Source organism: Lysobacter sp. HDW10 (assembly GCF_011300685.1).
GTDB lineage: Bacteria > Pseudomonadota > Gammaproteobacteria > Xanthomonadales > Xanthomonadaceae > Solilutibacter.
In genome coordinates this window covers 1,956,851-1,979,507 of record NZ_CP049864.1, presented here as the reverse complement: position 1 = coordinate 1,979,507, position 22,657 = coordinate 1,956,851, and the positions used below count along the sequence as shown (strand labels likewise).

Sequence of the window (22,657 nt, the reverse complement as noted above, 5' to 3'; positions counted from 1 at the left end):
AGGCGCTGCAGAGCAGCGCCTTTGTTCAACTATTCCCGGCGAACAGTTCCCGCCCAATCAGCATTCGCCTGATTTCATTGGTGCCGGCACCAATTGCATACAGCTTTGCATCGCGCAACAAGCGACCTGTTGAGAATTCGTTGATGTAGCCATTACCGCCCAGTGCTTGAATGGCTTCGAGAGTGACTTCCACTGAGGCTTCCGAGGCATGCATTAAGCACGCAGCAGCATCCACTCGGCTCTTGAATCCAGCGTCGTAATCACGGGCTGTTTGATACGCAAAGGCACGGCTGGATTGCAGCTTCGTGTACATGTCTGCAATTTTGGCTTGCATCAGTTGGAAGGTGCCAATGGAAACGTCGAATTGTTTGCGCTCGCGTACATAGGGCAGGGTGATGTCCAGCGCGGCTTGCATTAGGCCGAGCGGACCACCGGTCAACACCAAGCGCTCCGTGTTCAAGCCGCTCATCAAGACTTTGACGCCTTGGTTGACTTCACCGAGCACGTTTTCTTGCGGAATCTCGCAATTCTCGAACACGAGTTCGCACGTATTTGAACCGCGCATGCCCAACTTGTCGAGCTTTTGTGCCGTGCTAAATCCTTTCATGCCGCGCTCAACAATGAAGGCGGTCATACCGCGGCTACCGGCGTCTTTGGGGGCGGTGCGCATGTAAACCACCAAGACATCAGCCTCCGGGCCATTGGTGATCCACATCTTGTTGCCGTTAGCGACCCACACGTCGCCTTTCAATTCTGCGCGGCAGCTCATTGAACCCACAACGTCAGAACCCGCGCCGGGTTCGCTCATGGCCAGCGCACCCTTCCATTCGCCACTGCACAACTTAGGCAAATATTTTTCGCGCTGGGCTTGGTTGCCGTTCGCATACAAGTTGTTGACGCACAAATTCGAGTGCGCGCCATAAGAGAGACCGACCGAGCCTGAGGCGCGCGAAATCTCTTCCATCGCCACCATGTGCGCGAGGTAACCCATTTCGCTACCGCCAAACTCGGCAGGCACCGTGATGCCCAGCAAGCCCATGTCGCCGAGCTTCGACCACAGGTCCTGTGGAAAGACGTTTTCCTCATCTATAGCGGCAGCACGCGGTGCAATCTCGCTTTCTGCGAAACGGCGAACGGCATCGCGTAGCGCATCGAGCTCTTCGCCAAGACTTGGAACACGCATCTCTTACTCCTTGAAACAATGTGTCGGATTAAAACGCCGGCCTGAAACGACAAGCCCTCTTTACAGAGGGCTTGTCAGAGACTTTACCGCGAGCAATCAATTGCCGCGAATACGGCCCTTGAAGCGGGCCGCACCACGACCCATCGGCAACTTCAGTTTGCCCATGGCGGCGATGCGCTCTTCGGCCAAACGGTCAGCGGCTTGGTAGGTCGGAATGTTGTCGCGTTCCGAGATTTCATAGATGCGCGACAGGTTGTGATAGATCGTACGCATCATGCGCATGGCGCGTTCGCGGTTATAGCCGTCAATTTCGAGCGACACGTTCATCACGCCACCGGCGTTGACTGCATAGTCAGGCGCATACAAGATGCCGCGCTTGGACACTTCGTCACCAATCGCGTTGTTCACCAATTGGTTGTTTGCGGCACCACAGATCACCTTCGCCTTCAAGCGCGGCAAGGTGTTTTCGTTGATCGTGCCGCCCAAGGCGCACGGCGAGTACACGTCTACCGGGACGTCGTAAATCTCGTCGAGACCCACGGCTTCCGCACCGTATTCGCTCACAGCCTTGTCTACGAGTTCTTTGTTGATGTCAGTGACGAACACTTTGGCGCCGCGTTCGTTCAACAACTTCACATATTCCATGCCGACGTGGCCGAGGCCTTGCACTGCGAACGCGTACTTGCCAACTTCTTCGTCACCGAACTTCTTCGACAGCGTTGCCATCAAACCTTGCAACGTGCCGTAGGCGGTGAACGGCGACGGGTCACCCGAACCACCGTGCACTTGGTGCACGCCGGTCACGTATTCGGTTTCGCGGTAGACATATTCCATGTCGTTCACGTCGATACCGACGTCTTCAGCGGTGATGTAACGACCACCCAAAGATTCAACGCATTGGCCGAAAGCGCGGAACAAAGCTTCCGACTTATCCGTGGCCGGATTGCCGATGATGACGGCTTTACCACCGCCCAAGTTCAGGCCGGCGACTGCGTTCTTATAGGTCATGCCGCGCGACAAACGCAGCACGTCGTTCAATGCTTCGTCCTCGCTACGGTAGGGCCACATGCGCGTACCGCCCAACGCCGGTCCCAAGACCGTGTTGTGGATCGCGATGATGGCTTTCAAGCCCGCGTCCTTGTTGTGGCAGAAAACGACCTGTTCGTGGCCCGTGGTATCGAGGGTTTCAAAAATCATTTGTAAGCTCCAGCGCGAAGTCAGGCGAAGGATTCGACTGAGGGCGCTTTGCGAAGGTGATTAAGGGGTTTGCCCGGCCGGGATCAGGCCGACAACGAGCCGCAATATTTTAGTCCAAATGGCGACTGAGAGCATTTTTCTCCATGCGTCGAAGCATGGTGCTGGCTGAATACGCTGAATCGACCGTCTCTATAAGTGACGGGGCTACAATTGAAGGTTAATGATTTTGATGGGAATACAGATGAACGCATCCGCCGAAACCGTTCCAGCGGGTAGCACTGAAAAGTCGCCGCTCCGCTTTGTCACCGCCGCCAGCTTGTTCGACGGCCACGACGCAGCCATCAATATCATGCGCCGTTTGATCCAGGGCCAAGGCGCCGAAGTCGTGCATTTGGGCCATAACCGTTCTGTGGAAGACGTTGTGCGCGCCGCATTGCAAGAAGACGCTGACGGCATTGCCTTGTCGTCCTATCAAGGTGGTCACGTCGAGTACTTCAAGTACATGGTGGACATGCTGCGCGAGCGCGGCGCACCGCATATTCGTGTGTTTGGTGGTGGTGGCGGCACCATTACGCCTGAAGAAATTCGCGAGCTTGAAAGCTATGGCGTCGAGCGCATCTACCACCCGAATGACGGCATGCACATGGGCTTGGTGTCCATGATCGAAGACGTCGTGAAGCGCGCTGAGAATGGCCGGCTTCCGGTAGACACGCCGCACAAAGTGCACTTCGACAATGAAATTGAAATCGGCCGCATGTTGTCGGCGATTGAAGACGGCTTGGTGGGCGAGGGCGATCTGGCCCATATGCGTAAAGAATGGCAATTGGCGGGTGGTAAGACTCCGGTGATTGGTATCACGGGCACCGGCGGTGCAGGCAAGTCCTCAGTGACCGATGAATTATTGAACCGGTTCCTCGCCAGCTTCCCGGACATGCGTATTGCGGTGATCTCGGTCGACCCCACGCGTCGACGTACCGGCGGTGCCTTGTTGGGTGACCGTATTCGTATGAACTCCTTGCGTTCGAAACGCGTGTTCATGCGTTCGATGGCGACCCGTCGCCAACATGCCGCAACCAATATTGTGTTGAACGATTCAATCTCTTTCATCAAGTCCTTGGGCTATGACTTGGTGATTGTTGAAACCGCCGGTATTGGCCAGAGCGATTCAGAGATTGTCGACTTGGTTGATTTCTCGATGTATGTGATGACGAGCGACTACGGCGCCGCGTCGCAACTCGAAAAAATCGACATGCTCGATTTCGCCGATTTGATTGTGTTGAACAAGTACGACAAGCGCGGCGCAGAAGATGCCCTCCGCGATATTCGTAAACAGTGGAAGCGCAACCGCGTGCAGTTCCAACTGCCCGACGAACAAGTGCCGGTGTACCCTACGATCGCCTCGCAATTCAATGACCCTGGCGTGTCTTGGATGTTTAGCAATCTCACGCGCCTGCTGCGCGAAAAGTTGTCGTTGCCTGAAGCCAAGTGGAATCCGGACATCAACACCGATGTCAAAGAACCGCGTGCCACCGTCCTCATTCCCGGCGCACGCATCCGTTATCTTGCCGAGATCGCCGAGCAAGGCCGCGCCATCAACCGTCGCATCGAAACGCAAGCAGAAACCGCTGACCGAGTGCAGAGCCTTTGGCAAGCACTGAGCGAGCTGGAAGATAAAGACCTGCCTGCCCAACTGTCGTTGTACCCACACGCGTCCCTTCAGCAGGACGCAAGCCAAGCGGACAGGAGCCTACTGACCCTCCGTCAGCGCTATAACGATGCGTTGCAATCTTTGGACGCCGAGGCGTTGAAGCTTCTCCGCGAATGGCCGGAGCGCCTGAAATCCATCACCGAAGATGTCAACGAATACCAAGTTCGTGACAAAACTATTCGTGTAGAAAATTACCGCGAGTCGCTTTCACATCAACGCGTCCCGAAAATCGCAGCGCCGACCTACAAAAGCTGGGGCGAGCTGCTCACCTTCTTGCAAAAAGAAAACTTGCCCGGCGCTTACCCCTATACCGGTGGCGTATATCCGTACCGCCGAACGGGCGAAGACCCCATCCGCATGTTCGCGGGTGAGGGCACACCAGAACGCACCAACCGTCGCTTCCATTATTTGAGCGTTGGCCAACCCGCTGCACGTTTGTCGACGGCATTCGACAGCGTGACGCTTTACGGTGAAGACCCCGCGCCGCGCCCGGACATCTTCGGCAAGATCGGTAACTCGGGCGTCAATATCCCGACCTTGGACGACATGAAGAAGCTGTACTCCGGTTTCGATCTGTGTGCGCCGACCACCAGTGTGTCGATGACCATCAATGGCCCGGCGCCGATGATCTTGGCGATGTTCATGAACACCGCGATTGATCAACAGGTTGAGAAGTACTTGAAGGCCGACGACGCACGTTGGGCCGAAGCAGAAAAGACCATTGCGAAACTGTTCGAAGGACGCGATCGTCCGACTTACTCCGGCGAACTGCCGCCGACCAATGATGGCCTCGGTCTTGGCTTGCTCGGCGTTACCGGCAATCAAGTGGTCGACGCCGACACCTATGCCCGAATCAAGGCAGAGACACTGAAGTTGGTGCGCGGCACCGTGCAAGCCGACATCTTGAAGGAAGACCAGGCGCAAAACACCTGCATCTTCAGCACAGAATTCGCGCTGCGCATGATGGGCGACATCCAGCAGTACTTTGTTGACCACGGCGTGCGTAATTTCTACTCGGTCAGCATCTCGGGTTATCACATTGCCGAAGCCGGCGCGAACCCCATTTCGCAATTGGCCTTCACGTTGTCGAACGGCTTCACCATCGTCGAGTACTACTTGGCGCGCGGTATGAAGATTGACGATTTCGCACCCAACCTGAGCTTCTTCTTCAGCAACGGTATGGATCCGGAATACACCGTGATTGGCCGTGTGGCTCGCCGTATCTGGGCGCGTGCCATGCGTGAGCGTTACGGCGCCAGCGCGCGTAGCCAGATGATGAAGTACCACGTGCAGACGAGTGGCCGCTCATTGCACGCGCAGGAAATTCAGTTCAACGACATCCGCACCACGCTGCAAGCGTTGTATGCCCTGTTCGACAACTGCAACAGCCTGCACACCAATGCGTATGACGAAGCCATCACCACGCCGACCGAAGAGTCCGTGCGTCGCGCCGTGGCGATTCAAATGATCATTAACAAAGAGCTTGGGCTGAACTTCAACGAGAACCCTTGGCAGGGCAGCTTTGCTGTCGACTATCTGACCGACATCGTCGAAGAGGCTGTCTACAAAGAGTTCGAAGCCATCAGCGAACGCGGTGGCGTGCTCGGCGCGATGGACACCATGTACCAACGCGGCAAGATCCAAGAAGAATCGCTGTACTACGAGCACAAGAAGCACGACGGCAGTCTGCCGCTGGTGGGCGTGAACATGTTCTTGCCGAAGGAGCACGCGGGCGAGATTGCGACTGAGATTGAATTGATTCGTTCGACGCCGGAAGAGAAGGGTCAGCAGATCAGCAACGTTGCACTGTGGCAGGCCTCACGAAATGGCTTGGCACCGGTGGGCGAGACCGACCATGCGCATGTCATCGAAGACGGTAGTGACGCCGGTGAAACACATGATGGGCACGGCCTGGGTTATCTGCAGCAAACGGCGCGGGATCGGAAGAATGTGTTTGAGGCTTTGATGGAGGCGGTGAAGACGCATTCGTTGGGGCAGATTTCGCATGCGTTGTATGACGTGGGTGGGGAATATCGTCGGAATATGTAGCGCACCGCTTGTGGTTCGAACTATTTGCAAGAGCTTTTGTGCGGTTTGCTTAAGTTTGGAAATGGAATTCGAAAGAGCCAGCTGAAAACTCAACTTCATCGGGTTTCCTTGTGTCGGCAATTTAACGCCTGAAGCCTGTTGATTTGGGAACACTTTCCATTCGACATTAGAAGCTGGCGGCACTTTCGAGCAAAGAATTTATTCATTTAGAGAGATCAGGGGCGTGGCATGGAGTTTCAAGTCATTGAATGGAACGAATCGCTCCCCTCAGCGGGTACATCTCGAAGCTATCTAAAAATTGATCGTTGGGATGACTGGAGGAAATTCAGGACTCAATTCCAGCTATTTGTTTTTGACCGCAAAGGTACTCTGCACGAATTAGGTAATGTAAAGATTGGAAGTTATGGCCTCAAGCCAGGCGATGTGGTTCAGCTCGGTGTAAGGGCCCCGCACCTGCCCTCTCAGTTCACATCACTCTCCGAGGAATACTTCTCTTTAGGCCAGAGTGAGAACTACTACGAAACACTCGCAAACCTTTCATCTGAAGAAAAAAATGCAATCTTGTTAGGGCTGCGCGATATCGCCTTCGATCCGGCCTTATTTGCCAAAGTTGAAGGCGAAGAGGTGGTTTATGAATCGCTCCTCAGATTTGTTTCGGCGACGACTGTACGAACTCGTTTCAATCGTTTGGTGAAAGGGGACGCAACGCTGACGCCCTATAGTTTCAAGTACGAGTTCCCCGCATCTGGAAACATTTTGGCGCCTGCTGTGGCTCCCACATTTGTCGTCACCCCGCAATCAGCCCCTCCCACCAATGTGCACGTGATCATTGGCCGAAATGGAGTAGGAAAAACGAGATTCATGCAGGGACTAGCGCACAGTCTCCTTGGATACAATCAAGATATAGATGGCGGCCCAGTTGGAACACTTACTTTTCGAGAACAAGAAGTATCGAACGACGGAGACCCAGGCTTTGCCGGTTTGGTGTCTTTGTCATTTAGCGCATTTGATGACTTCGTTCTTCCTGAGCCCAAGACTAGGATTGCAGCTCATTCTGTAGGTTTGCATTCCATTGATGGCGATACAGGAAGTCGAATTACTCGAAATCCTGAGCAGCTCGCGGACGATTTTAGTTCGAGTTTCTCGTCTTGCCGTCGTGGTCCAAGGCGAGACCGATGGACAAAAGCCGTGGGGCAGTTGTACAACGACCCCGTATTCTCTGACGCGGATCCGCTCAGTTTGCTGAATCTAGATGAAGGTTCTTGGGCTGAGAAAGCAAAATACTATTTCGCGAAACGACTCAGTTCCGGTCACAAGATTGTTCTATTATCAATTACCAAGCTAGTGGAGTTAGTCGACGAGCGGACTTTGGTTCTATTGGACGAACCTGAAGGGCATCTTCATCCACCCTTGCTTTCTGCATACATCAGGAGCGTTTCAGAGTTGTTGACGTCGCGAAACGGCGTGGCAATTGTTGCTACACACTCTCCTGTGGTCCTGCAAGAGGTTCCAGCTTCCTGTGTTTGGGTGTTGGAGAGGCGCGGCAGAACTTCAGAAACTTACCGGCCTTCTCTTGAGACCTTTGGAGAGAACGTAGGGCGCCTTAGTCGTGAAATCTTTAGCTTGGAGGTGACACACTCAGGGTTTCATCGTCTCTTGCTTGAGGCTTCAAGAAATAGTTCAAACTTCGAAGAGCTAATGAGCACCTTTAGCGGACAGCTTGGCGCTGAAGGTTCGGCAATTGCGCGCGGCATGATGCTGCGAAAGGAAATTGTGCAGTGAAGAAGATTCCTGCGCCTTCCGCGAAGCTAAAAGACGTCTTCGATAAATGTGTATCTAGCATCGGAAACCATGGTAGGCGGAAGAGATTTGAGGCTATCAACTCTTACTTGTCCCAAGCTGAGAAGCTTTATGATGAGCGCGCTGAAAAATCTGAGCTATATTTATTCGAAGAATCCAGCGCGGTTGGAGACGTTACTGGCGACGAACTCTCTAAGCTCTATTCACAAACTTTCGTGCGAGTTGGCGGGCCGACTCGCGACATCTACGAGCTGCTTCGTAAAGCTCCTGGAAACATTTGCCCTCTCTGCAATCAACGCGTCGTTTCAACTCTTGACCACTACCTCCCTAAGGGGCGCCATCCTTCGTTTGCGGTCACTCCCATTAATCTTGTACCTGCGTGCAAAGACTGCAATGTAGATTCGAGCCAGAAGCGACCGAATGATGCAGGGGAGCAGACGCTCCACCCATACTTTGATGACGTTGATGATCAGAAATGGTTGGTCGCAGAAGTTGTGCCGGATAGCCCTCCTGGGATTTTGTTTTATGTGCGTGGTATCCCAACTTGGTCAAGCGTAAAAAACAGTATTGTGTCATCACATTTCAAGGCATATCGCTTGTCGGATCTATACGCTGCTCACGCCGGATCAGAACTTGTGAATATCTACATCGACATGGATGATGCTCGGCTACTCTCGAAGCCGTTAGAGATCCAATCGCATCTCGTTTTACAAGCAAAGAAACGTAGGCTCGTTTTCAATAATTCGTGGCAAGCTGCACTGTTTGAGGCTCTGTCTGAGTCAGCTTGGTTCTGTGAGGGAGGAATTCTAGAAGTGCGCAAGAGTCTGTTGTTTCCGGCAAATTATTTACAAACGTATGAATAATTTGTTTGAAGCCGACGTCGGAAAGACGGACCTATTCCATACTCGATCCTTCTCGAACGTTGGCGTGAAGTGCTGGTTGATGTCTTTGTCGCGAGAAACGAGAGCAGTCAAGCATTATTCTTTGCCGCTGCCGAAGGCTACGTTCTATTCGCCAAGCCCTATTTGATTGCGCCTTCTGAGATGGTACGTAAATCGTCGAGCCAACAAATAAACGCAAAGTCCGAAGTATGTGGATCCCGCCAAAGCATTGCTTCGCTTGGAAAGGTAATTTTTGAAGCTAAGTAGTGCGTCGCCAAAGCCTCTACGTCCGCTTTTGTTTGATGATTTCTGTGGGCGCACGCATTTCTTACAATCTGACAATGTTTTGGCCCCAAGAGGCCTCCAGCAAAGTGGCTAATCAGCGTTCTCGCATTTCCCGGATTCAATGCCGTGATAATGCTGACGGATTTGCCTGGGTCGCCCCAAGTTGGTTCTTTCCACAATTCAGTGTTTGTTTGTGCCAAATTTATGCTGTGGCCTTTTGCTGCCCGAATGGCTATATAGGAAGACCGCTGCCAAGTACTTGGGTTTACTGAGGCCGCATGTACTGTGCCATTGGCGGTTGTGCAGCCGAGACTGGAATGGATCGCAACATTCCGTGCAAACGAGCAATAGGCCTGCCATGCATCGGAAAGCGCTCCCTCCATTAGGTGCCTGCGCTGGATTCTGCCCGTCAAAGAGTCGTACGTAAGCGCTTCACGGAAGGCGCGTTCGCAACGCGAAAGCTGCTCATGCAACATAAATTGCAGGGGCATCAAGTTCACGCAGATCGTCCGGCCTACAGTTGGTTGCGAAGTGCGCGACAGATGATTGCTATGCGTTCATGTCTTTGTCGCTCACGATTGGATCCTGCGCTCATTGCATCAACATACTCTGGAAACCGGCTCATATCTTTGCTTTCGTGCGCAGCTGAAAGCTCGAGCAAATTTGCAGTCGCTCTTTCTGGTTCACAGCCCAGGGCTGCGCCAATCGGGGGAATACCCGACGATGCATCAAATCCAGGAAGCCCGTATTTGTTGTGGTAAATTGCGCACCAAAGCGCATGTAGGGCAAAGGGCTTTGTCATATACGATCCACGAATGCGCGATAAGTCTCGCGCGATCACACCGAATATCTCCAGCAAGACTTGTTCTGTCTTAACGGACTGAGGGAAAGACGCCTCTGAATCATGCTTCTTGTAAATGGAATGTAGCTTTGCGTCGCTGGTGCTTACTACGCCTTGTTCCATCGCAAGCGCGAGATCCGCGATGAAAGCGGCGTCAGCCATTCTGACGAGCTGTCGAGTCGTGAAGATGTCCCATTCAGTCAAGAGTGTGAAGCTGTCCAATACTCGATTGACCATATCTTTGAATTCGCCGAAGAATTCTGAATGCCTCTTTTCTGCTGCATTAAGAGGAAGCGTGAACGCATTCATTCGACGAAACATCTGGAGTATTTCAGTACGTCCAGCATCTCGGATCACGTCAACGGATACTGTGTAGAAGAGAAATTTCTCTTGTGCATCCTCATCGAGATCAGAGAAGCGCAAACCCGCGTGCTTAGGCGAATTGCTGCCCAGCGCGAACTTGTCAGATAAGAAGTCGTGAATTGTCGTAATTCTCTGCTGACCGTCGACAATTTCGGTTCGAACTCGCTTGGACTTTCTATCAAGAAACTCATGGAGGTAGATCTTGGGGAATGGATAACCCTCCAAAATTGTGTCGACAAAGTAACTTCGGGCGGAATTCGGCCATAGTCCAGGAGAGCGCTGATACTGGTGGTTCGCCACCAAGTCTCCTCGGGCAATCATGTCTCGAAGATTCGCGATTGACGGTTTGCTTTCGTCAAGTTTCATGTCTGCACCGCAATGGATAGGAATGTAATAGATAGTAGCAATCCGTAGAAACGGGATCGGGTTCACGTTCCTGAACTGGAAAAGTGCGAAATGCGTCGGAAAAAATTTCTGATGGCAAGGCTTTGGCTATGTTAAAAGTCCGAGACACCGCACAATGCCATTTGAGGGGGTTCAGGGTTCTGCTGTTGTCGGGCCAGCTCGGGATCCGGTTAAATATCGTCATTGCCAACGGAGAATTTTCTGACAGCTCCCGTACCACAGTTCAGAAAAAAGAGTTCAAAGACAGTAAATTGGCGCATATGCACGCTGCCAACTCGCTAAAGGCCAATTGAGGGGAAGCAAAAGGCTGCATCTAATATTCCTCATGCATCTCTAAACATTGGTGCTTTTTGGCCGCCCTTTGCCGGATATCGGAACGCGACAAACTCGTTGATGCGGGAAGTTCAAAGCCATACATATTCGAAGTTTCTCCCCATTTAGCTAAGCACTTCATAGCAAATGCAGTAAGTACGGCAGAAAATGTTGTTTTATGGCCGAATTCTCACGCTATGATTGCGAAACGCCTTCAAACGGCGTTTCCTGAAACTAACTGTGCGCTGCGTTTAATTCCCCCGGCAGCGTGCACGTTTCAGTCTTTACGCTAAGCATTGATTTCGGGGGGAATCATGGGACTCAAACGCATTAGAAAACCCAGTGACGACGCGTTGACACGTGTGCGCTGGGATCAGCTCGAATCCATTCTGGCCGTTTACTACAAGAATCAGGGCTACCAAGTCGAGCACGTCGGTACAGGCGGCGCATCAGGGCAGCGCTACGACGGCGGTATCGATCTAAAGCTTCGGAAAGGTGATGAATACGTCGTCGTCCAAGTGAAGCACTGGAACACGCGGCAGGTGCCGCACAACGAAGTTCATCAATTGCTCGGTGTGATGACAACACAGCAAGCGACACGCGCAATTTTGCTGACCAGTGGTGAATTCACCCACGCAGCCAAACTAGCTGCAAACAAAGCAGGTCAGATTGAGCTTGTGGATGGTCGGGCGCTTCGCGACATGGTGGGCCCGCTTGTCGACATCGAGAAAACAGAGGTGGCGCCGGCCAAATTGAGTTTTGTCTCTGGTTTCCGTATGCCGAAAAAGAAAGAAGACGTCCCCTTGGGCATTCGCTTGCTGCTTGTGGCTATCAGCTTCCTGGTGATGCTGTGGGTGATCCGAACTGCGATTGGCAATTTCAATAACGAAATGCACAAATTTTCGCAGCAGAGTGTCGCTCGTGCGGAAGCAGCTGCGCACAAAGCCCAAGCCGCTCAAGCTGCGCGGCCGAGTGTGGTTCACGTACAGGCATCAAAACCCGTGCAGCCTTTGCCCAGCGTTCAAGCCGAAGTCAGTCAACCGAAATACGAAACGTGGGGTGCGCCGAGCCAGCCGCGGGTAGAAGAGGTCTCTGCAGTCGGACCCAAAGAAACGGCGGCTGAGCGTAAGGCGCGTGAGGCCTACCTCCGGGCAATTCCAGAGGTCTGAAATGCCTACCGCCTCCGGGCAGGCATTCAGTACACCAATTACGCCTTCAATTCGAAGATGGGTTCGAAGCCCGCATAGATCAAACGCATCCCGTCAAATGGCATGGGATTGGTCTTGGGGTCCATCCGCGGATCGTTGGATTCCATCATCTTCTTCATGCCGGCATCGCGCGTGGCTTTGTCAGGCCATTCGATCCATGAGAAGACAACGGTTTCGTCATCGGTTGCTTTGACGGCGCCGTAAAAATCGGTGACTTTGCCGCGCGACACGTCGTCACCCCAGCATTCCACGACGCGCGTTGCGCCGTACTCAATGAAGACCGAGTCGCCCTTTTCGCAGTGGGCGATAAATTTCTCCTTGTTGGCAGTCGGAACCGCCAATACAAAACCGTCGATATAGGCCATTCGGGAACTCCAGTTCAGGGCTCACCAGAATCAACCGTTCGACCTTCAAATCAGGTGAAAATCAACAAACCCATTCACGCATAAAAACCCGGCGGTTGGGCAGCGTCGAGCTCGTAGTGGATCAGCACAATACATTGCGACGCAAACAGCATTTTCTTGCCTAGGGAAATGCGCTGCGTGCCCATGCGCTCCAGGCTATTGAAGGTCTTCTTGGGCATAGGAATGTGATCCGTCAGCAGAAAGCAGGGGTTGCCTTCGAACGGCTGATCGCGAATGGACTTGCCCTTGGGATCCAAGACAAACAATTGGTGATCTTCGGAAAGCACCTGGACCAGTCGTTCAAAGCTCAGTGTTCGCACTTCAACGCCCGACTCAACCGGTCGTGTTTCTTCTTTGCCCATGCCTTGTGAGACATCAAGTGCTTTGGCCACCTTGGCGAGCAGGGCGGCTTCGTTAAAACCGGTTAGCTCGTGCATGTCATTGACCGAAAAACGGATGGTCCGCGAATAGTCCTTGGTGCTTTCCAAGACCAAATAGACCACGACATCCGGTCGATGCGATTGCGCCACAAAGATCGCATTCATCAAGGAGTGCGCCAGCACTTCGGTATGCGCATCTTGCCCAACGGCGGCGATCAGTTTTTGACTCTCGGTCGGTGCGGCGCGCGCCCGTAAAACAAAGGTTCTCATCCACGCAATTATGTCTGATTGCGCGCGCCAAGTAGTACGATAGGACTGGGATCTAGGGACATTTATGATGAGCGGAAACATGAGCGATTCGTCGCGTGTGGAACAGGGGGGTCAAGAAGGTGCTGAAGAGGGTGGTCTTTACCGAACATTGCTCGAGTCGACCAAGGCCATTCCTTGGAAGATTGACTGGGCCACGATGACTTTTGAGTACATCGGTCCACAAATTGAACCTTTGCTTGGCTGGGCACCTAATACTTGGAAGACCGTCGACGACTGGGTCAATCGCATGCATCCGGAGGATCGCGAGTTCGTTGTGAACTACTGCGTCTCCCAATCGCAGGCGGGTGTGGACCACGAAGCAGACTATCGCGCACTCAAGCCTGATGGCGATTTCGTCTGGATTCGAGACGTCGTACACGTGGTGCGAAATTCGAAGGGTGAAGTGCAAAGCCTGGTCGGCTTTATGTTCGACATCAGCGAGCGAAAAGCCACCGAACACGAACTGCACCGCCTCAATGAAGAGTTGGCCTTGCTTTCGTTCACGGACGGACTCACGGGCATTGCCAATCGTCGGATGTTCGACAAACGGCTCGAAACAGAGTGGAAAGAATCTGGCGACTCTCGTTTGCCGATGTCGCTCATCGTGCTGGATATCGATTACTTCAAGGCCTACAACGATATCCACGGTCATTTGGCGGGTGACGAGTGTTTGAAGAAAGTCGCAGGTGCATTGCTCAATGTCATGCGTCGATCGAGTGATGTTGTCGCGCGTTTTGGTGGCGAGGAGTTCATCATCCTGATGCCGGATACGGACCAAGCCACGGCGCATGAGCTTGCACAGGCCTGCGTGCGCGAGATCGCAAAACTGCAGATCGCGCATGGCGGCTCGGATGTAAGTGAATACGTCACAGCGAGCTTTGGCGTGGGTACAGCGAGCGTGTTTGAGAATCAAACATCAACCGGCTTTGTGCACGCGGTTGACCGCCTGCTCTATAGCGCCAAGACGGCAGGCCGTAACAAAATTGTCTTGAATGAGATGGAGAACATCTGATGAACAAGAATACGGTGTGTCTTTGGTACAAAGACGACGCCGAGGCGGCGGCCCGCTTCTACACGGACCTTTTTCCAAACAGTGAAATGGGTCGTGTCCATTACGCGCCTTCCGACTACCCGGGTGGAGAGAAAGGCAACGCATTAACCGTGGATTTTGTCGTTGCGGGCATCCCGTGCATCGGCATCAACGGCGGCGATGCCTTCAAGCACAGCGAAGCATTTTCCTTTCAGATCTCGACGACCGATCAGGCGGAAACGGATCGCTATTGGAATGCCATCGTCGGCAATGGCGGCGAAGAAAGCCAATGCGGATGGTGTCGTGACAAATGGGGTCTGAGCTGGCAAATCACCCCGCGCGTCTTGACCGATGCCATGGTGCAGGGTGGCGACGTCGCGAAGCGCGCCTTCGATGCCATGATGCAGATGAAGAAAATTGACGTGGCCAAGATCGAGGCAGCGATCCGCGGTTAGACCCTGCAGCTTGAATTTGTATTGGTTTAAAGCGTCGACTTGATGACGCAATCCCTACCGGCTTCCTTAGCCGAGTAGAGCGCAGCGTCGACGTAGTGCAACAAATCTTCCAGCGCATGCTGAGATTCCGAATCAACAACAACGCCCACACTGGTGGTCAGATTCGCTAACTGTTTATCGGGAAGTACGATCGGTTTTTCCGCAAGCACCGCGCGCAGCCGCTCTGCGAAGTCGATCGCATTCTCTCGGCTCATCCCGCACATCAGAATCAAGAATTCTTCACCGCCCCATCGACACACAACGTCTGCAGATCGCGCAGCACCCTTGAATCGTTGCGCGGCTTCGATCAGCACGGCGTCGCCGGCCTCGTGGCCATGAATGTCATTGACGGTTTTGAAGTGGTCCAGATCGGCCATGATCAAAGCCACAGGCAATCCCATTTTCTGACAATGTTCAATTTTGGGCTTGGCAACATTTAGAAAGCCGCGACGGTTGAACAAGCCCGTGAGCGGATCGCTTTGCGCCAAGCGCATGGCCGTGACGTGGTCGATTCGGTCGCGACGCAAACGCAAGCCCAAGGCCATCGCCCAAAGTGTCGCCTCAATCAGAACACCAATTTCAACGGCTCGGAACGTGTAGTCGTTGAAGGGGATGCGGCCGACAACCGCTTGGCTGGTGATGACAAGCCCGGTCAACCTACAAGAGGACGCAATGAGGAAAATGCCCGCGAGGTCGCGCTTTTTCCGCACAGCAAGAATGCCAAGGCACACTTCCAACAGTGTGAATAACATCAGGAACGGAAAAGAAAGCAGCAATGCAATTCGATCGAAATCGAATGCGATCACCGTGCCCATAAACGTGAGGACGATACGCGTCATCCACTTGAGCTTGAAGTCCAGCTTCGGTGCCCAGCTGCGCGAATCCAGAAACTCTCGCGAGAACCACAGGCCGCTGCTGGCAAACAGGGCCATGCCGGACAAAATCATCGCCCTTGCCACATGCGAATCATTCGGCCACAACCACAGTGAACCGACGCCCGAATAGCCCACGTGCATGAACAGATACATTGTGACGTACAGCACGTAACGGCCTTGTGCCTTGTCTTTAAGCGCGGCCCAAAGTAGGGCATAGGTCAAGATCAATGCGAGCAGAAAGCCGTGCACACTGCCATTCCAAGCTTCAGCGCGTGATTCCATCGCGGCGGTCAGCGGCATTGGCACGACGCGCATGTCCAGCGCAGCTGATGCATTGCTATTCACGCGAATAAACAACTCGCTCGTGCCCGTCTGAAGTTCGGTATCAAATCCGAAGCCCACGCCAGGGCGGAGATCCTTGGCAGGCAATTCGCGAAGACCCGCGTGCCAAGTTTGGACGCTTCCATCAGGTCGCCGTAGCCAAGCTTCGAGTCGACCCGTCCAGCCTTGCGCGACATAGATGCGATAGGGCGCGGCGGTTTCGGCATTGTGGATCGACAAGTGGATCCAAGTCGGCGGTGCCAGGTGACCGAAGTTCGGTACGTCGTCTTTTGAAGCCGAGAACAAGCCTTTCGCGTAAGCGGATTCGGCTTCCTTCAACGTCAAAGGTTTGCCGCGTGTCTCATGCAATATCTGGGCAGACTTGCCGATGCGTGCATACGCACGTGCGTCTTGCTGAACTTCCACACGCGATTGTGCGGTCGCGGTTGCCGCTGCAAATACGGCCGCGAAGATCAGACCAAGGCTGAATTTAAGGATGAAGCGCGGCAAGTGATGACGACTCATCGTGACCCCCCTGTCGCGCGTGAGACGAGTTTTAGAATCGCACGTTTGATCTGTATTCGTCACCCAATACTTCAAGAAAGTGCCGATAAGATCACACGCATTGATTAAACTGCTTACAACTTAAGTCGGATCAAAGCGTGTGAACAGTGCGATAGGTCATCCGGGACAGCCTTGGGGCGACGACGAGCGGCTGGCTTGGCGTCAGAGCCGCACCAAGCAGCGCAGCTACTTTCAGGACGTGGTGCCTGACATCGAACGCTTGCGTGATCGCTTCGAAGTGACCCAGTACGGCACGCTGAATTATGAGAGCGATGGGGCGTTTCCGCTTTTCGTACTGAAATCAAGCGCTTGGCGTGAAGACCTGCCATTTGCTTTGATCACCGGAGGCGTGCACGGATACGAAACGAGCGGCGTCAAAGGCGCGCTTCAGTTTGCAGACCGCCATGCCACCGCCTTTGAAGGCCGACTCAATCTGGTGATCGCCCCTTGCGTGAGCCCTTGGGCCTATGAGCGCGTTCAGCGATGGAATCCTTTAGCGCTTGATCCCAATCGCAACTTCGTTCGCAACAGTCCAGCACCCGAATCTGCCGCCCTGATGGCCATGGTGGCTGATCTGCCAGGCGTTTGTGCCGTGCATATCGATTTGCATGAGACGACGGATACAGACGAAACGGAATTCCGTCCGGCGCTGGCGGCGCGCGATGGTAAGCCGTTTGAACCAGGCACCATTCCAGATGGCTTTTATACGGTCGGCGATACGCCCAATCCGCAATTGGCCTTTCAAACGGCCGTGATTGATGCAGTCAGAAAGGTGACGCACATCGCGCCTGCCGATCCGGATGGCACGATCATTGGGTCCGAAGTGGTGGCCGAAGGCGTGATTTTGTACGACTTCAAGGCGCTGGGACTGTGCGCTGGTGTCACCGATGCGCGCTACACCACGACCACCGAAGTCTATCCGGACAGCCCGCGCGCAACGCCCGCTCAATGCAATGACGCACAAGCCGCAGCCGCTGTCGCAGCATTGGAATTCGCTTTGCGTTAAGGGGGTCACTACAATGCACGTCTGTTTTCAAGCGTGTATTGCATGGCCACCGACCTCGTTACGGTCCAAGACATCGTCGTCAGTATTGGCGACTTGCATCTGTTGGATCACGTCAATTTCCAAATCCAATCCGGTGAACGCATTGCGTTGATCGGACGCAACGGGGCTGGGAAATCGACCCTCATGAAGCTGCTGTCGGGCGAGCAACGTGCGGATGAAGGCGAGATTCGCGCGGGGCAAGGCGTTCGCATTGCGCACATGGTGCAAGAAGTGCCGCACGGGACCGATGGCGATGTGTGGACTGTGGTCACGCAAGGTTTGGGCCAACTGGGCGAATGGTTGGCGGAGTTTCATCACCTGAGCCACGCTGAAGACTTCGACATGGAAGCGTTTGCCGCGATCCAGACGAAGATTGAAGACGCGAATGGCTGGGCTTTGGATCAGCGCGTCACCGAAGTGCTGCAAAAGTTGGAGTTGGACGGCGACGTTCAGTTCAATGCGCTGTCGGGTGGTTTGAAGCGTCGCGTGCTCTTGGCGCAAGCCCTCGTTTCGCAACCGGATGTATTGCTGCTCGACGAACCGACCAACCACTTGGATATTGAATCCATCGATTGGCTGGAAGGCTTCTTGAAGTCTTGGCAGGGCGCATTGGTCTTTATCACCCACGACCGACGCTTCTTGCGGTCACTTGCCACGCGCATTCTCGAATTGGATCGGGGTCAGCTCACCAGTTGGCCGGGCGATTGGGCCAACTATGTGCGTCGACGCGAAGAGCGCGCCAATGCGGAGGCGCAGGCAAATGCACGCTTCGACAAGCTTTTGGCGCAAGAGGAAGTTTGGATTCGTCAAGGCATCAAGGCGCGCCGCACCCGCGACGAAGGTCGTGTGCGTCGATTGAAAGCACTGCGCGATGAGCGTGCAAAGCGCCGCGACGTGCAGGGCAACGTCAAGTTGGAAACGTCAAACGCACAAGCCTCCGGCAAGAAAGTCATTGAAGCGAAAAACTTACATTTCGGCTTCGGCGATCGCGTGCTAATCAACGAATTTTCAACGGTCATCATGCGTGGTGATCGCATCGGATTGATCGGTGCAAATGGCAGCGGTAAGTCGACTTTGTTGAAACTGCTTCTCGGCGAATTGCAGCCGGTTCGCGGTGAGGTCATCCAAGGCACGCAGCTTCAATTGGCGTATTTCGATCAGCACCGCGCCAAACTTCGCGAAGACTGGTCGGCGGTTGAGAACGTCGCCGAAGGACGCGAGAGCGTTGAAATCAACGGCAAGCACAAGCATGCAATCGGCTACTTGCAAGACTTCTTGTTTACGCCGGATCGCGCGCGTTCGCCCATCTCCAAGTTGTCGGGTGGTGAGCGCAATCGACTCCTCTTGGCGAAGTTGTTTGCGCAGCCTTCCAACGTATTGGTGATGGACGAACCCACCAATGATTTGGACGCCGAAACTTTGGAGTTGCTGGAGTCGCTGCTCATGGACTATCCCGGCACACTGATCGTTGTCAGCCACGATCGCGACTTTCTCGACAACGTCGTCACCTCAACCATCGTGATGGAAGGCGAGGGGCGCGTGAACGAATACGTGGGTGGCTACAGTGATTGGGAAGTTCAACGTGCAAGTGACACAGCTGCATCGGCCGCTCGCGTGCAAGCGGCGCAGGCACAGCCAGCGGCTGCCAGCACGCTGGCAAAAGATGAGGTCGCCAAGCCGAAGCGGAAGCTGAGTTTCAACGAGGCGCGTGAGCTCGAAGCCTTGCCGTTACGTATCGAAAAACTCGAAGCGGACATTGCAGAAATGACCGAGGCCATGAATGCGCCGAGTTTTTTCCAACGCGAGCGCGAGCAGGTCACAAAGGATCAAGAACTGTTAGCCAGTGCGCAATCCGAACTCGAAGCCGCGTATGCAAGATGGGAAGCTTTGGATAGTTGACTACAATGGAACGGTTTCCAGCCAGGCCGTTACATGAAGCGTTTAGAGAGTTATGTGGATGAAGTCATCGCGTTGATCAATCGACGCGAGGTTGAGGCGGCTGTGCAATTGGGGCGGCAGTTGGTCGATGCAGAGCCAAGCGTCGCGATGAATTTGCATGTTTACGGACTGGCTTTGCTGGCACTTGGCGGCTTTGAGCAAGCCGTGGAGGCATTTAATCGCGCCATTGCGATCGATGCGAATAATCCCGCAACCTTTTTGAAGCGCGGCGATGCCCTGATGGGCTGCAAGCGGCACGTGCGCGCTTTGAAGAGCTATGAACAAGCGCTGCAGTTGTCACCCAAGTTTGCGGTGGCCTATCAAGGCCTGGGCGATGCGGCTTTGGCCTTGGGCGATTTTGATCGTGCGCAACGAAGCTATCAGATCGCAATTGAACTCAATGAGGGCTTGCACGACGCGATGCTGGCATTAAGTGCCGTGCAGGTTCAGACGGGGCGAATGAATGAAGCGTTGAAGACCCTGGATCATTTACTCAACAAGAATCCAAAGAATGTTTTGGCCTGGAGCAGTCGCGGTAATGTTGCTTTTCAAATCGGACGATTTGAAGACGCCATTGAAAGTTACCAGCGCGCCATCGCGCTAAAACCTGATTTTGCGCCGATGTATGACAACCTTGGCATGTCATACATGGCGATCGGGCGCCCCGAGGACGCCATCGCACAGCACAGCAAAGCCATCGACATGGACCCGAGCTTTGCCATAGCGTGGTCACGTCGTGCAATGGCAAAGCGAAGCATGGCGAATTATGCGCCCGCGCTCGAAGACGCCAATGAAGGGGTGGAACGGGCACCTGACAGTGCCATGGCGCTCAATGTTCGCGGCATCATTCACGGCGATTTGGGGCAATTTGTCGAGGCGCAACAGGACTTGCGTGCGGCGATCCAACTTGCGCCGGACGTGCCAGAGTTTTGGAACAACATCGGTAGCGTGTTGATTGATCGTGGCCACTACGAGCGGGCTGTCGAGCGATTGGATCGTGCGATTGAATTGCGTTGGAATTATGCTGAAGCGCATAGCAATCGCGGATTTGCGATGCAGAATTTGCAGAAGTGGGATCGTGCGGAGAATGCATTCAACGAAGCCATCAAGCACGCACCACATTTTCCAGAAGCATTTAAGCGCCGCGCAAATTTGAAACTCCTTCAAGGCGATTTTCAGCAAGGCTGGGCCGACTATCAAAAAAGTCTAGGCATGTATCGACCCAAGGAAGGTGCGCTACACGCCATTCCGCGCTGGGAAGGTCAGTCGCTGAAAGGCAAGTCGATCTTGCTTTCTGAGCCGAATGGCTTTGGCGACTTGTTCCAGTTCTGGCGCTACGTGCCTCAGCTCATCTCGATGGGCGCAGAGGTGTCGTTCCTCGGGTCTGCGCGTGTGTTCCGAGTTTTGCAGTCCAGCAATTACAACGTCCGCTATTTGGAGCACATTCCAGAAGGCAGATCATTCGACTTCCAAGCTGAACTCTGGATGCTGCCCATGGTGATGGAGACCCATGCAGACACGATTCCGGATGGCGTGCCGTACTTGCGTGCAGAGAAAGAACGATTGGAAGTGTGGCAGCGCATTCTGCCGCTCAGCACACGCAATATCGGCATTTTCTGGCAGGGCAGCACCAAACGTTGGATGGATCAATCTCGCTTCGTGCAGTTGGCCGATTTCCTGCCGCTGTCTGAGGTGCCGGGCGTTCGCCTTGTGTCGCTTCAGCAAGGGCCGGGCGTCGAGCAAATTGATGCCGTGGCCGAAGACATGCGACTGATTGTCCCCGATGCATCACGTGACGCCGAACACGCCTTCGTAGATACGGCTGCGTTGATTCAGCGTTTGGATTTGGTGATTACGGTCGATTCCGCAATTGCCCACCTCGCAGGTGCGATGGGCCGTCCAACGTGGGTCGCCGTAAAGCATGTGCCGGATTGGCGTTGGGGTTTGGAAGGCGACGCAAGCGCTTGGTATCCGCAAACGCGCGTGTTCCGTCAGCCGAGTTTGGGGGATTGGTCTTCCGTGATCACTGAAATGCGCGACGCGGTGCTCACACGTCGCTCAGCGCGCTGAGAATTGCTGCATTTGCCGGGTGGCTGTCTGCAGCCCCTGAAGCACACGATCGAGGGCTTCGGTGTTTGCCGTGGCCGCATGAGACTGCAACCAAAGCCGCTGCTTCAGAAGGTCACGCATGGCGGAATCCAAGGCCTCTTCGGCGCTTGCCGTGCCCAAATCAGCGGCCTTGAGCGCCGAACGTGCCGCGCGAATCTCACTTTCCAAGGCATCGGCGGCATCCAAGGTCGACCGCAAGGTCGCTTGGCGGCGTCGATCGCGCCGGTTTCTCAGCGCCAGTGAGACAGCAAAAAGCGCGATAATTGCAAGTAGCAGCCAGAAAAATTTCTGCACGATGTCCCCCAAGCGTCAAATGACAGTGTCGAGCTTTGCCCGATCACTTGCAATCCGTTGAGATTCCAAGGGTTTGCATTTGACAGAACCCGCTTGAACCCCTAACATTTTGCGGCTTATGTCCCCGAATCTACCTGATCAACTGGACCCGTGGCGCATGGTGAACCAGCGTCGGGTATTCGAGGGCGCGGTGCCGTTATCTAAGTTGACCCGTTTATCGAGTCTCTTGACCGACACCGAAGGAGAGGTTCGTTACACGTTGGCATTCGATACGGATACGTTGCGAGTGCCGCATGCAGCCATTTCGATGACTGCAGAGTTGCCGCTGGAATGCCAGCGCACCTTGCAACGTTTCCTCTTGCCGGTCCAAGTGGAGCAGCGTGTAGCGCTGATTCGCGACGAGGCGGAAGAAGATGCATTGCCACCGGGCTATGAAGCCCAACTGGTGGAACACGATGCATTAGATCCGCTGGCCCTGCTCGAGGACGAATTGATTCTTGCCGTACCCGCGGTGCCGGTCATGCCGGGCACTGATGAAATGTCGGCGGATTGGTTGCCGGAAGCTGAAGTGGTCGAAGCCACGAATCCTTTCGCAGCGCTGAAGGCATTAAAGAAAGAGATTTGATTCAAGTAGTAATGGTGTCGATGTGAATCGACATTTC

Annotated in this window: 18 protein-coding genes; 10 read left to right on the top strand and 8 right to left on the bottom strand. The window is 54.1% G+C overall.

The window, feature by feature from the left end; genetic code table 11:
- Window positions 1–25: 25 nt before the first annotated feature.
- Both G7069_RS09565 and G7069_RS09560 read right to left on the bottom strand, forming a co-directional pair.
- Window positions 26–1,183, bottom strand: coding sequence for an isovaleryl-CoA dehydrogenase (locus G7069_RS09565; RefSeq protein WP_166296994.1), 1,158 nt, complete (start codon window positions 1,181–1,183; stop codon window positions 26–28).
- Window positions 1,184–1,279: 96 nt separating this feature from the next.
- Window positions 1,280–2,380 (bottom strand): Glu/Leu/Phe/Val dehydrogenase, encoded by a 1,101-nt coding sequence (locus G7069_RS09560; RefSeq protein WP_166296992.1) that lies wholly within the window; start codon window positions 2,378–2,380, stop codon window positions 1,280–1,282.
- 241 nt (window positions 2,381–2,621) lie between these two features.
- Here G7069_RS09560 and G7069_RS09555 point away from each other — a divergent pair, with 241 nt between their 5' ends.
- From G7069_RS09555 to G7069_RS09545, 3 genes are all read left to right on the top strand, one after another.
- Window positions 2,622–6,137, top strand: coding sequence for a methylmalonyl-CoA mutase family protein (locus G7069_RS09555; protein WP_166296990.1), 3,516 nt, complete (start codon window positions 2,622–2,624; stop codon window positions 6,135–6,137).
- Window positions 6,138–6,365: 228 nt separating this feature from the next.
- A complete protein-coding gene (locus G7069_RS09550) occupies window positions 6,366–7,919 on the top strand; it encodes an AAA family ATPase (RefSeq protein ID WP_166296988.1) in 1,554 nt (517 codons plus the stop codon).
- Window positions 7,916–8,800 carry a hypothetical protein gene (locus G7069_RS09545; RefSeq protein ID WP_166296986.1) on the top strand — a complete coding sequence of 295 codons (885 nt, stop codon included), beginning with the start codon at window positions 7,916–7,918 and terminating at the stop codon, window positions 8,798–8,800. The genes G7069_RS09550 and G7069_RS09545 overlap by 4 nt, the downstream gene beginning before the upstream one ends.
- A 158-nt stretch (window positions 8,801–8,958) precedes the next feature.
- On the opposite strand, the gene G7069_RS09540 is transcribed toward G7069_RS09545, so the two are convergent.
- Together G7069_RS09540 and G7069_RS09535 are read right to left on the bottom strand one after the other, a co-directional pair.
- The gene (locus tag G7069_RS09540; RefSeq protein ID WP_166296984.1) at window positions 8,959–9,603 is read right to left on the bottom strand and encodes a hypothetical protein; all 645 of its coding nucleotides are present in this window, start codon (window positions 9,601–9,603) and stop codon (window positions 8,959–8,961) included.
- 14 nt (window positions 9,604–9,617) lie between these two features.
- On the bottom strand, window positions 9,618–10,673 hold the full coding sequence (locus G7069_RS09535; protein WP_166296982.1) for a DUF262 domain-containing protein: 1,056 nt from the start codon (window positions 10,671–10,673) through the stop codon (window positions 9,618–9,620).
- Window positions 10,674–11,338: 665 nt separating this feature from the next.
- Here G7069_RS09535 and G7069_RS09530 point away from each other — a divergent pair.
- Entirely contained in the window at window positions 11,339–12,193 is an 855-nt protein-coding gene (locus tag G7069_RS09530; protein ID WP_166296980.1) for a restriction endonuclease, read from the top strand.
- A gap of 38 nt (window positions 12,194–12,231) precedes the next feature.
- On the opposite strand, the gene G7069_RS09525 is transcribed toward G7069_RS09530, so the two are convergent.
- Both G7069_RS09525 and trmY read right to left on the bottom strand, forming a co-directional pair.
- On the bottom strand, window positions 12,232–12,597 hold the full coding sequence (locus G7069_RS09525; protein ID WP_166296978.1) for a DUF1428 domain-containing protein: 366 nt from the start codon (window positions 12,595–12,597) through the stop codon (window positions 12,232–12,234).
- 74 nt (window positions 12,598–12,671) lie between these two features.
- A complete protein-coding gene (gene trmY, locus G7069_RS09520) occupies window positions 12,672–13,286 on the bottom strand; it encodes a tRNA (pseudouridine(54)-N(1))-methyltransferase TrmY (RefSeq protein ID WP_166296976.1) in 615 nt (204 codons plus the stop codon).
- A gap of 79 nt (window positions 13,287–13,365) precedes the next feature.
- On the opposite strand from trmY, the gene G7069_RS09515 reads away from it, so the two are divergent.
- Together G7069_RS09515 and G7069_RS09510 are read left to right on the top strand one after the other, a co-directional pair.
- Window positions 13,366–14,337, top strand: coding sequence for a sensor domain-containing diguanylate cyclase (locus G7069_RS09515; protein ID WP_166296974.1), 972 nt, complete (start codon window positions 13,366–13,368; stop codon window positions 14,335–14,337).
- Window positions 14,334–14,810: a VOC family protein gene (locus G7069_RS09510; RefSeq protein WP_205758780.1), complete on the top strand. Its 477-nt coding sequence runs from the start codon at window positions 14,334–14,336 to the stop codon at window positions 14,808–14,810. Before G7069_RS09515 ends, G7069_RS09510 begins: the two co-directional genes overlap by 4 nt.
- Before the next feature lie 26 nt (window positions 14,811–14,836).
- On the opposite strand, the gene G7069_RS09505 is transcribed toward G7069_RS09510, so the two are convergent.
- Window positions 14,837–16,570, bottom strand: coding sequence for a diguanylate cyclase (locus G7069_RS09505; protein ID WP_166296970.1), 1,734 nt, complete (start codon window positions 16,568–16,570; stop codon window positions 14,837–14,839).
- A 139-nt stretch (window positions 16,571–16,709) separates the two neighbouring features.
- Here G7069_RS09505 and G7069_RS09500 point away from each other — a divergent pair, with 139 nt between their 5' ends.
- Genes G7069_RS09500 through G7069_RS09490 form a run of 3 tightly spaced genes read left to right on the top strand, consistent with a single transcriptional unit; the run spans window position 16,710 to window position 21,662 of the window.
- Entirely contained in the window at window positions 16,710–17,615 is a 906-nt protein-coding gene (locus tag G7069_RS09500; protein ID WP_166296968.1) for a M14 family metallocarboxypeptidase, read from the top strand.
- A 42-nt stretch (window positions 17,616–17,657) separates the two neighbouring features.
- Complete coding sequence (locus G7069_RS09495; protein ID WP_166296966.1) at window positions 17,658–19,553, top strand: ATP-binding cassette domain-containing protein; 1,896 nt, start codon at window positions 17,658–17,660, stop codon at window positions 19,551–19,553.
- A gap of 33 nt (window positions 19,554–19,586) precedes the next feature.
- Window positions 19,587–21,662, top strand: coding sequence for a tetratricopeptide repeat protein (locus G7069_RS09490; RefSeq protein WP_166296964.1), 2,076 nt, complete (start codon window positions 19,587–19,589; stop codon window positions 21,660–21,662).
- Here the strand turns inward: G7069_RS09490 and G7069_RS09485 are convergent.
- Window positions 21,651–21,995 carry a hypothetical protein gene (locus tag G7069_RS09485; RefSeq protein ID WP_166296962.1) on the bottom strand — a complete coding sequence of 115 codons (345 nt, stop codon included), beginning with the start codon at window positions 21,993–21,995 and terminating at the stop codon, window positions 21,651–21,653. The two genes, G7069_RS09490 and G7069_RS09485, sit on opposite strands and share 12 nt — an antisense overlap.
- A 118-nt stretch (window positions 21,996–22,113) precedes the next feature.
- Between G7069_RS09485 and G7069_RS09480 the strand changes: the two genes are divergently transcribed.
- Window positions 22,114–22,620 carry a YceD family protein gene (locus G7069_RS09480; RefSeq protein WP_166296960.1) on the top strand — a complete coding sequence of 169 codons (507 nt, stop codon included), beginning with the start codon at window positions 22,114–22,116 and terminating at the stop codon, window positions 22,618–22,620.
- Window positions 22,621–22,657 lie beyond the last annotated feature (37 nt).

Bases quoted from the DNA above. Each gene is read 5' to 3' on its own strand.
- G7069_RS09515 (WP_166296974.1), top strand. From the start codon at position 13,366: ATGAGCGATTCGTCGCGTGTGGAACAGGGGGGTCAAGAAGGTGCTGAA.
- G7069_RS09535 (WP_166296982.1), bottom strand. From the start codon at position 10,673: ATGAAACTTGACGAAAGCAAACCGTCAATCGCGAATCTTCGAGACATG.
- G7069_RS09555 (WP_166296990.1), top strand. From the start codon at position 2,622: ATGAACGCATCCGCCGAAACCGTTCCAGCGGGTAGCACTGAAAAGTCG.
- G7069_RS09490 (WP_166296964.1), top strand. From the start codon at position 19,587: ATGAAGCGTTTAGAGAGTTATGTGGATGAAGTCATCGCGTTGATCAAT.
- G7069_RS09480 (WP_166296960.1), top strand. From the start codon at position 22,114: ATGTCCCCGAATCTACCTGATCAACTGGACCCGTGGCGCATGGTGAAC.
- G7069_RS09505 (WP_166296970.1), bottom strand. From the start codon at position 16,570: ATGAGTCGTCATCACTTGCCGCGCTTCATCCTTAAATTCAGCCTTGGT.
- trmY (WP_166296976.1), bottom strand. From the start codon at position 13,286: ATGAGAACCTTTGTTTTACGGGCGCGCGCCGCACCGACCGAGAGTCAA.
- G7069_RS09565 (WP_166296994.1), bottom strand. From the start codon at position 1,183: ATGCGTGTTCCAAGTCTTGGCGAAGAGCTCGATGCGCTACGCGATGCC.
- G7069_RS09530 (WP_166296980.1), top strand. From the start codon at position 11,339: ATGGGACTCAAACGCATTAGAAAACCCAGTGACGACGCGTTGACACGT.
- G7069_RS09525 (WP_166296978.1), bottom strand. From the start codon at position 12,597: ATGGCCTATATCGACGGTTTTGTATTGGCGGTTCCGACTGCCAACAAG.
- G7069_RS09560 (WP_166296992.1), bottom strand. From the start codon at position 2,380: ATGATTTTTGAAACCCTCGATACCACGGGCCACGAACAGGTCGTTTTC.
- G7069_RS09550 (WP_166296988.1), top strand. From the start codon at position 6,366: ATGGAGTTTCAAGTCATTGAATGGAACGAATCGCTCCCCTCAGCGGGT.
- G7069_RS09495 (WP_166296966.1), top strand. From the start codon at position 17,658: ATGGCCACCGACCTCGTTACGGTCCAAGACATCGTCGTCAGTATTGGC.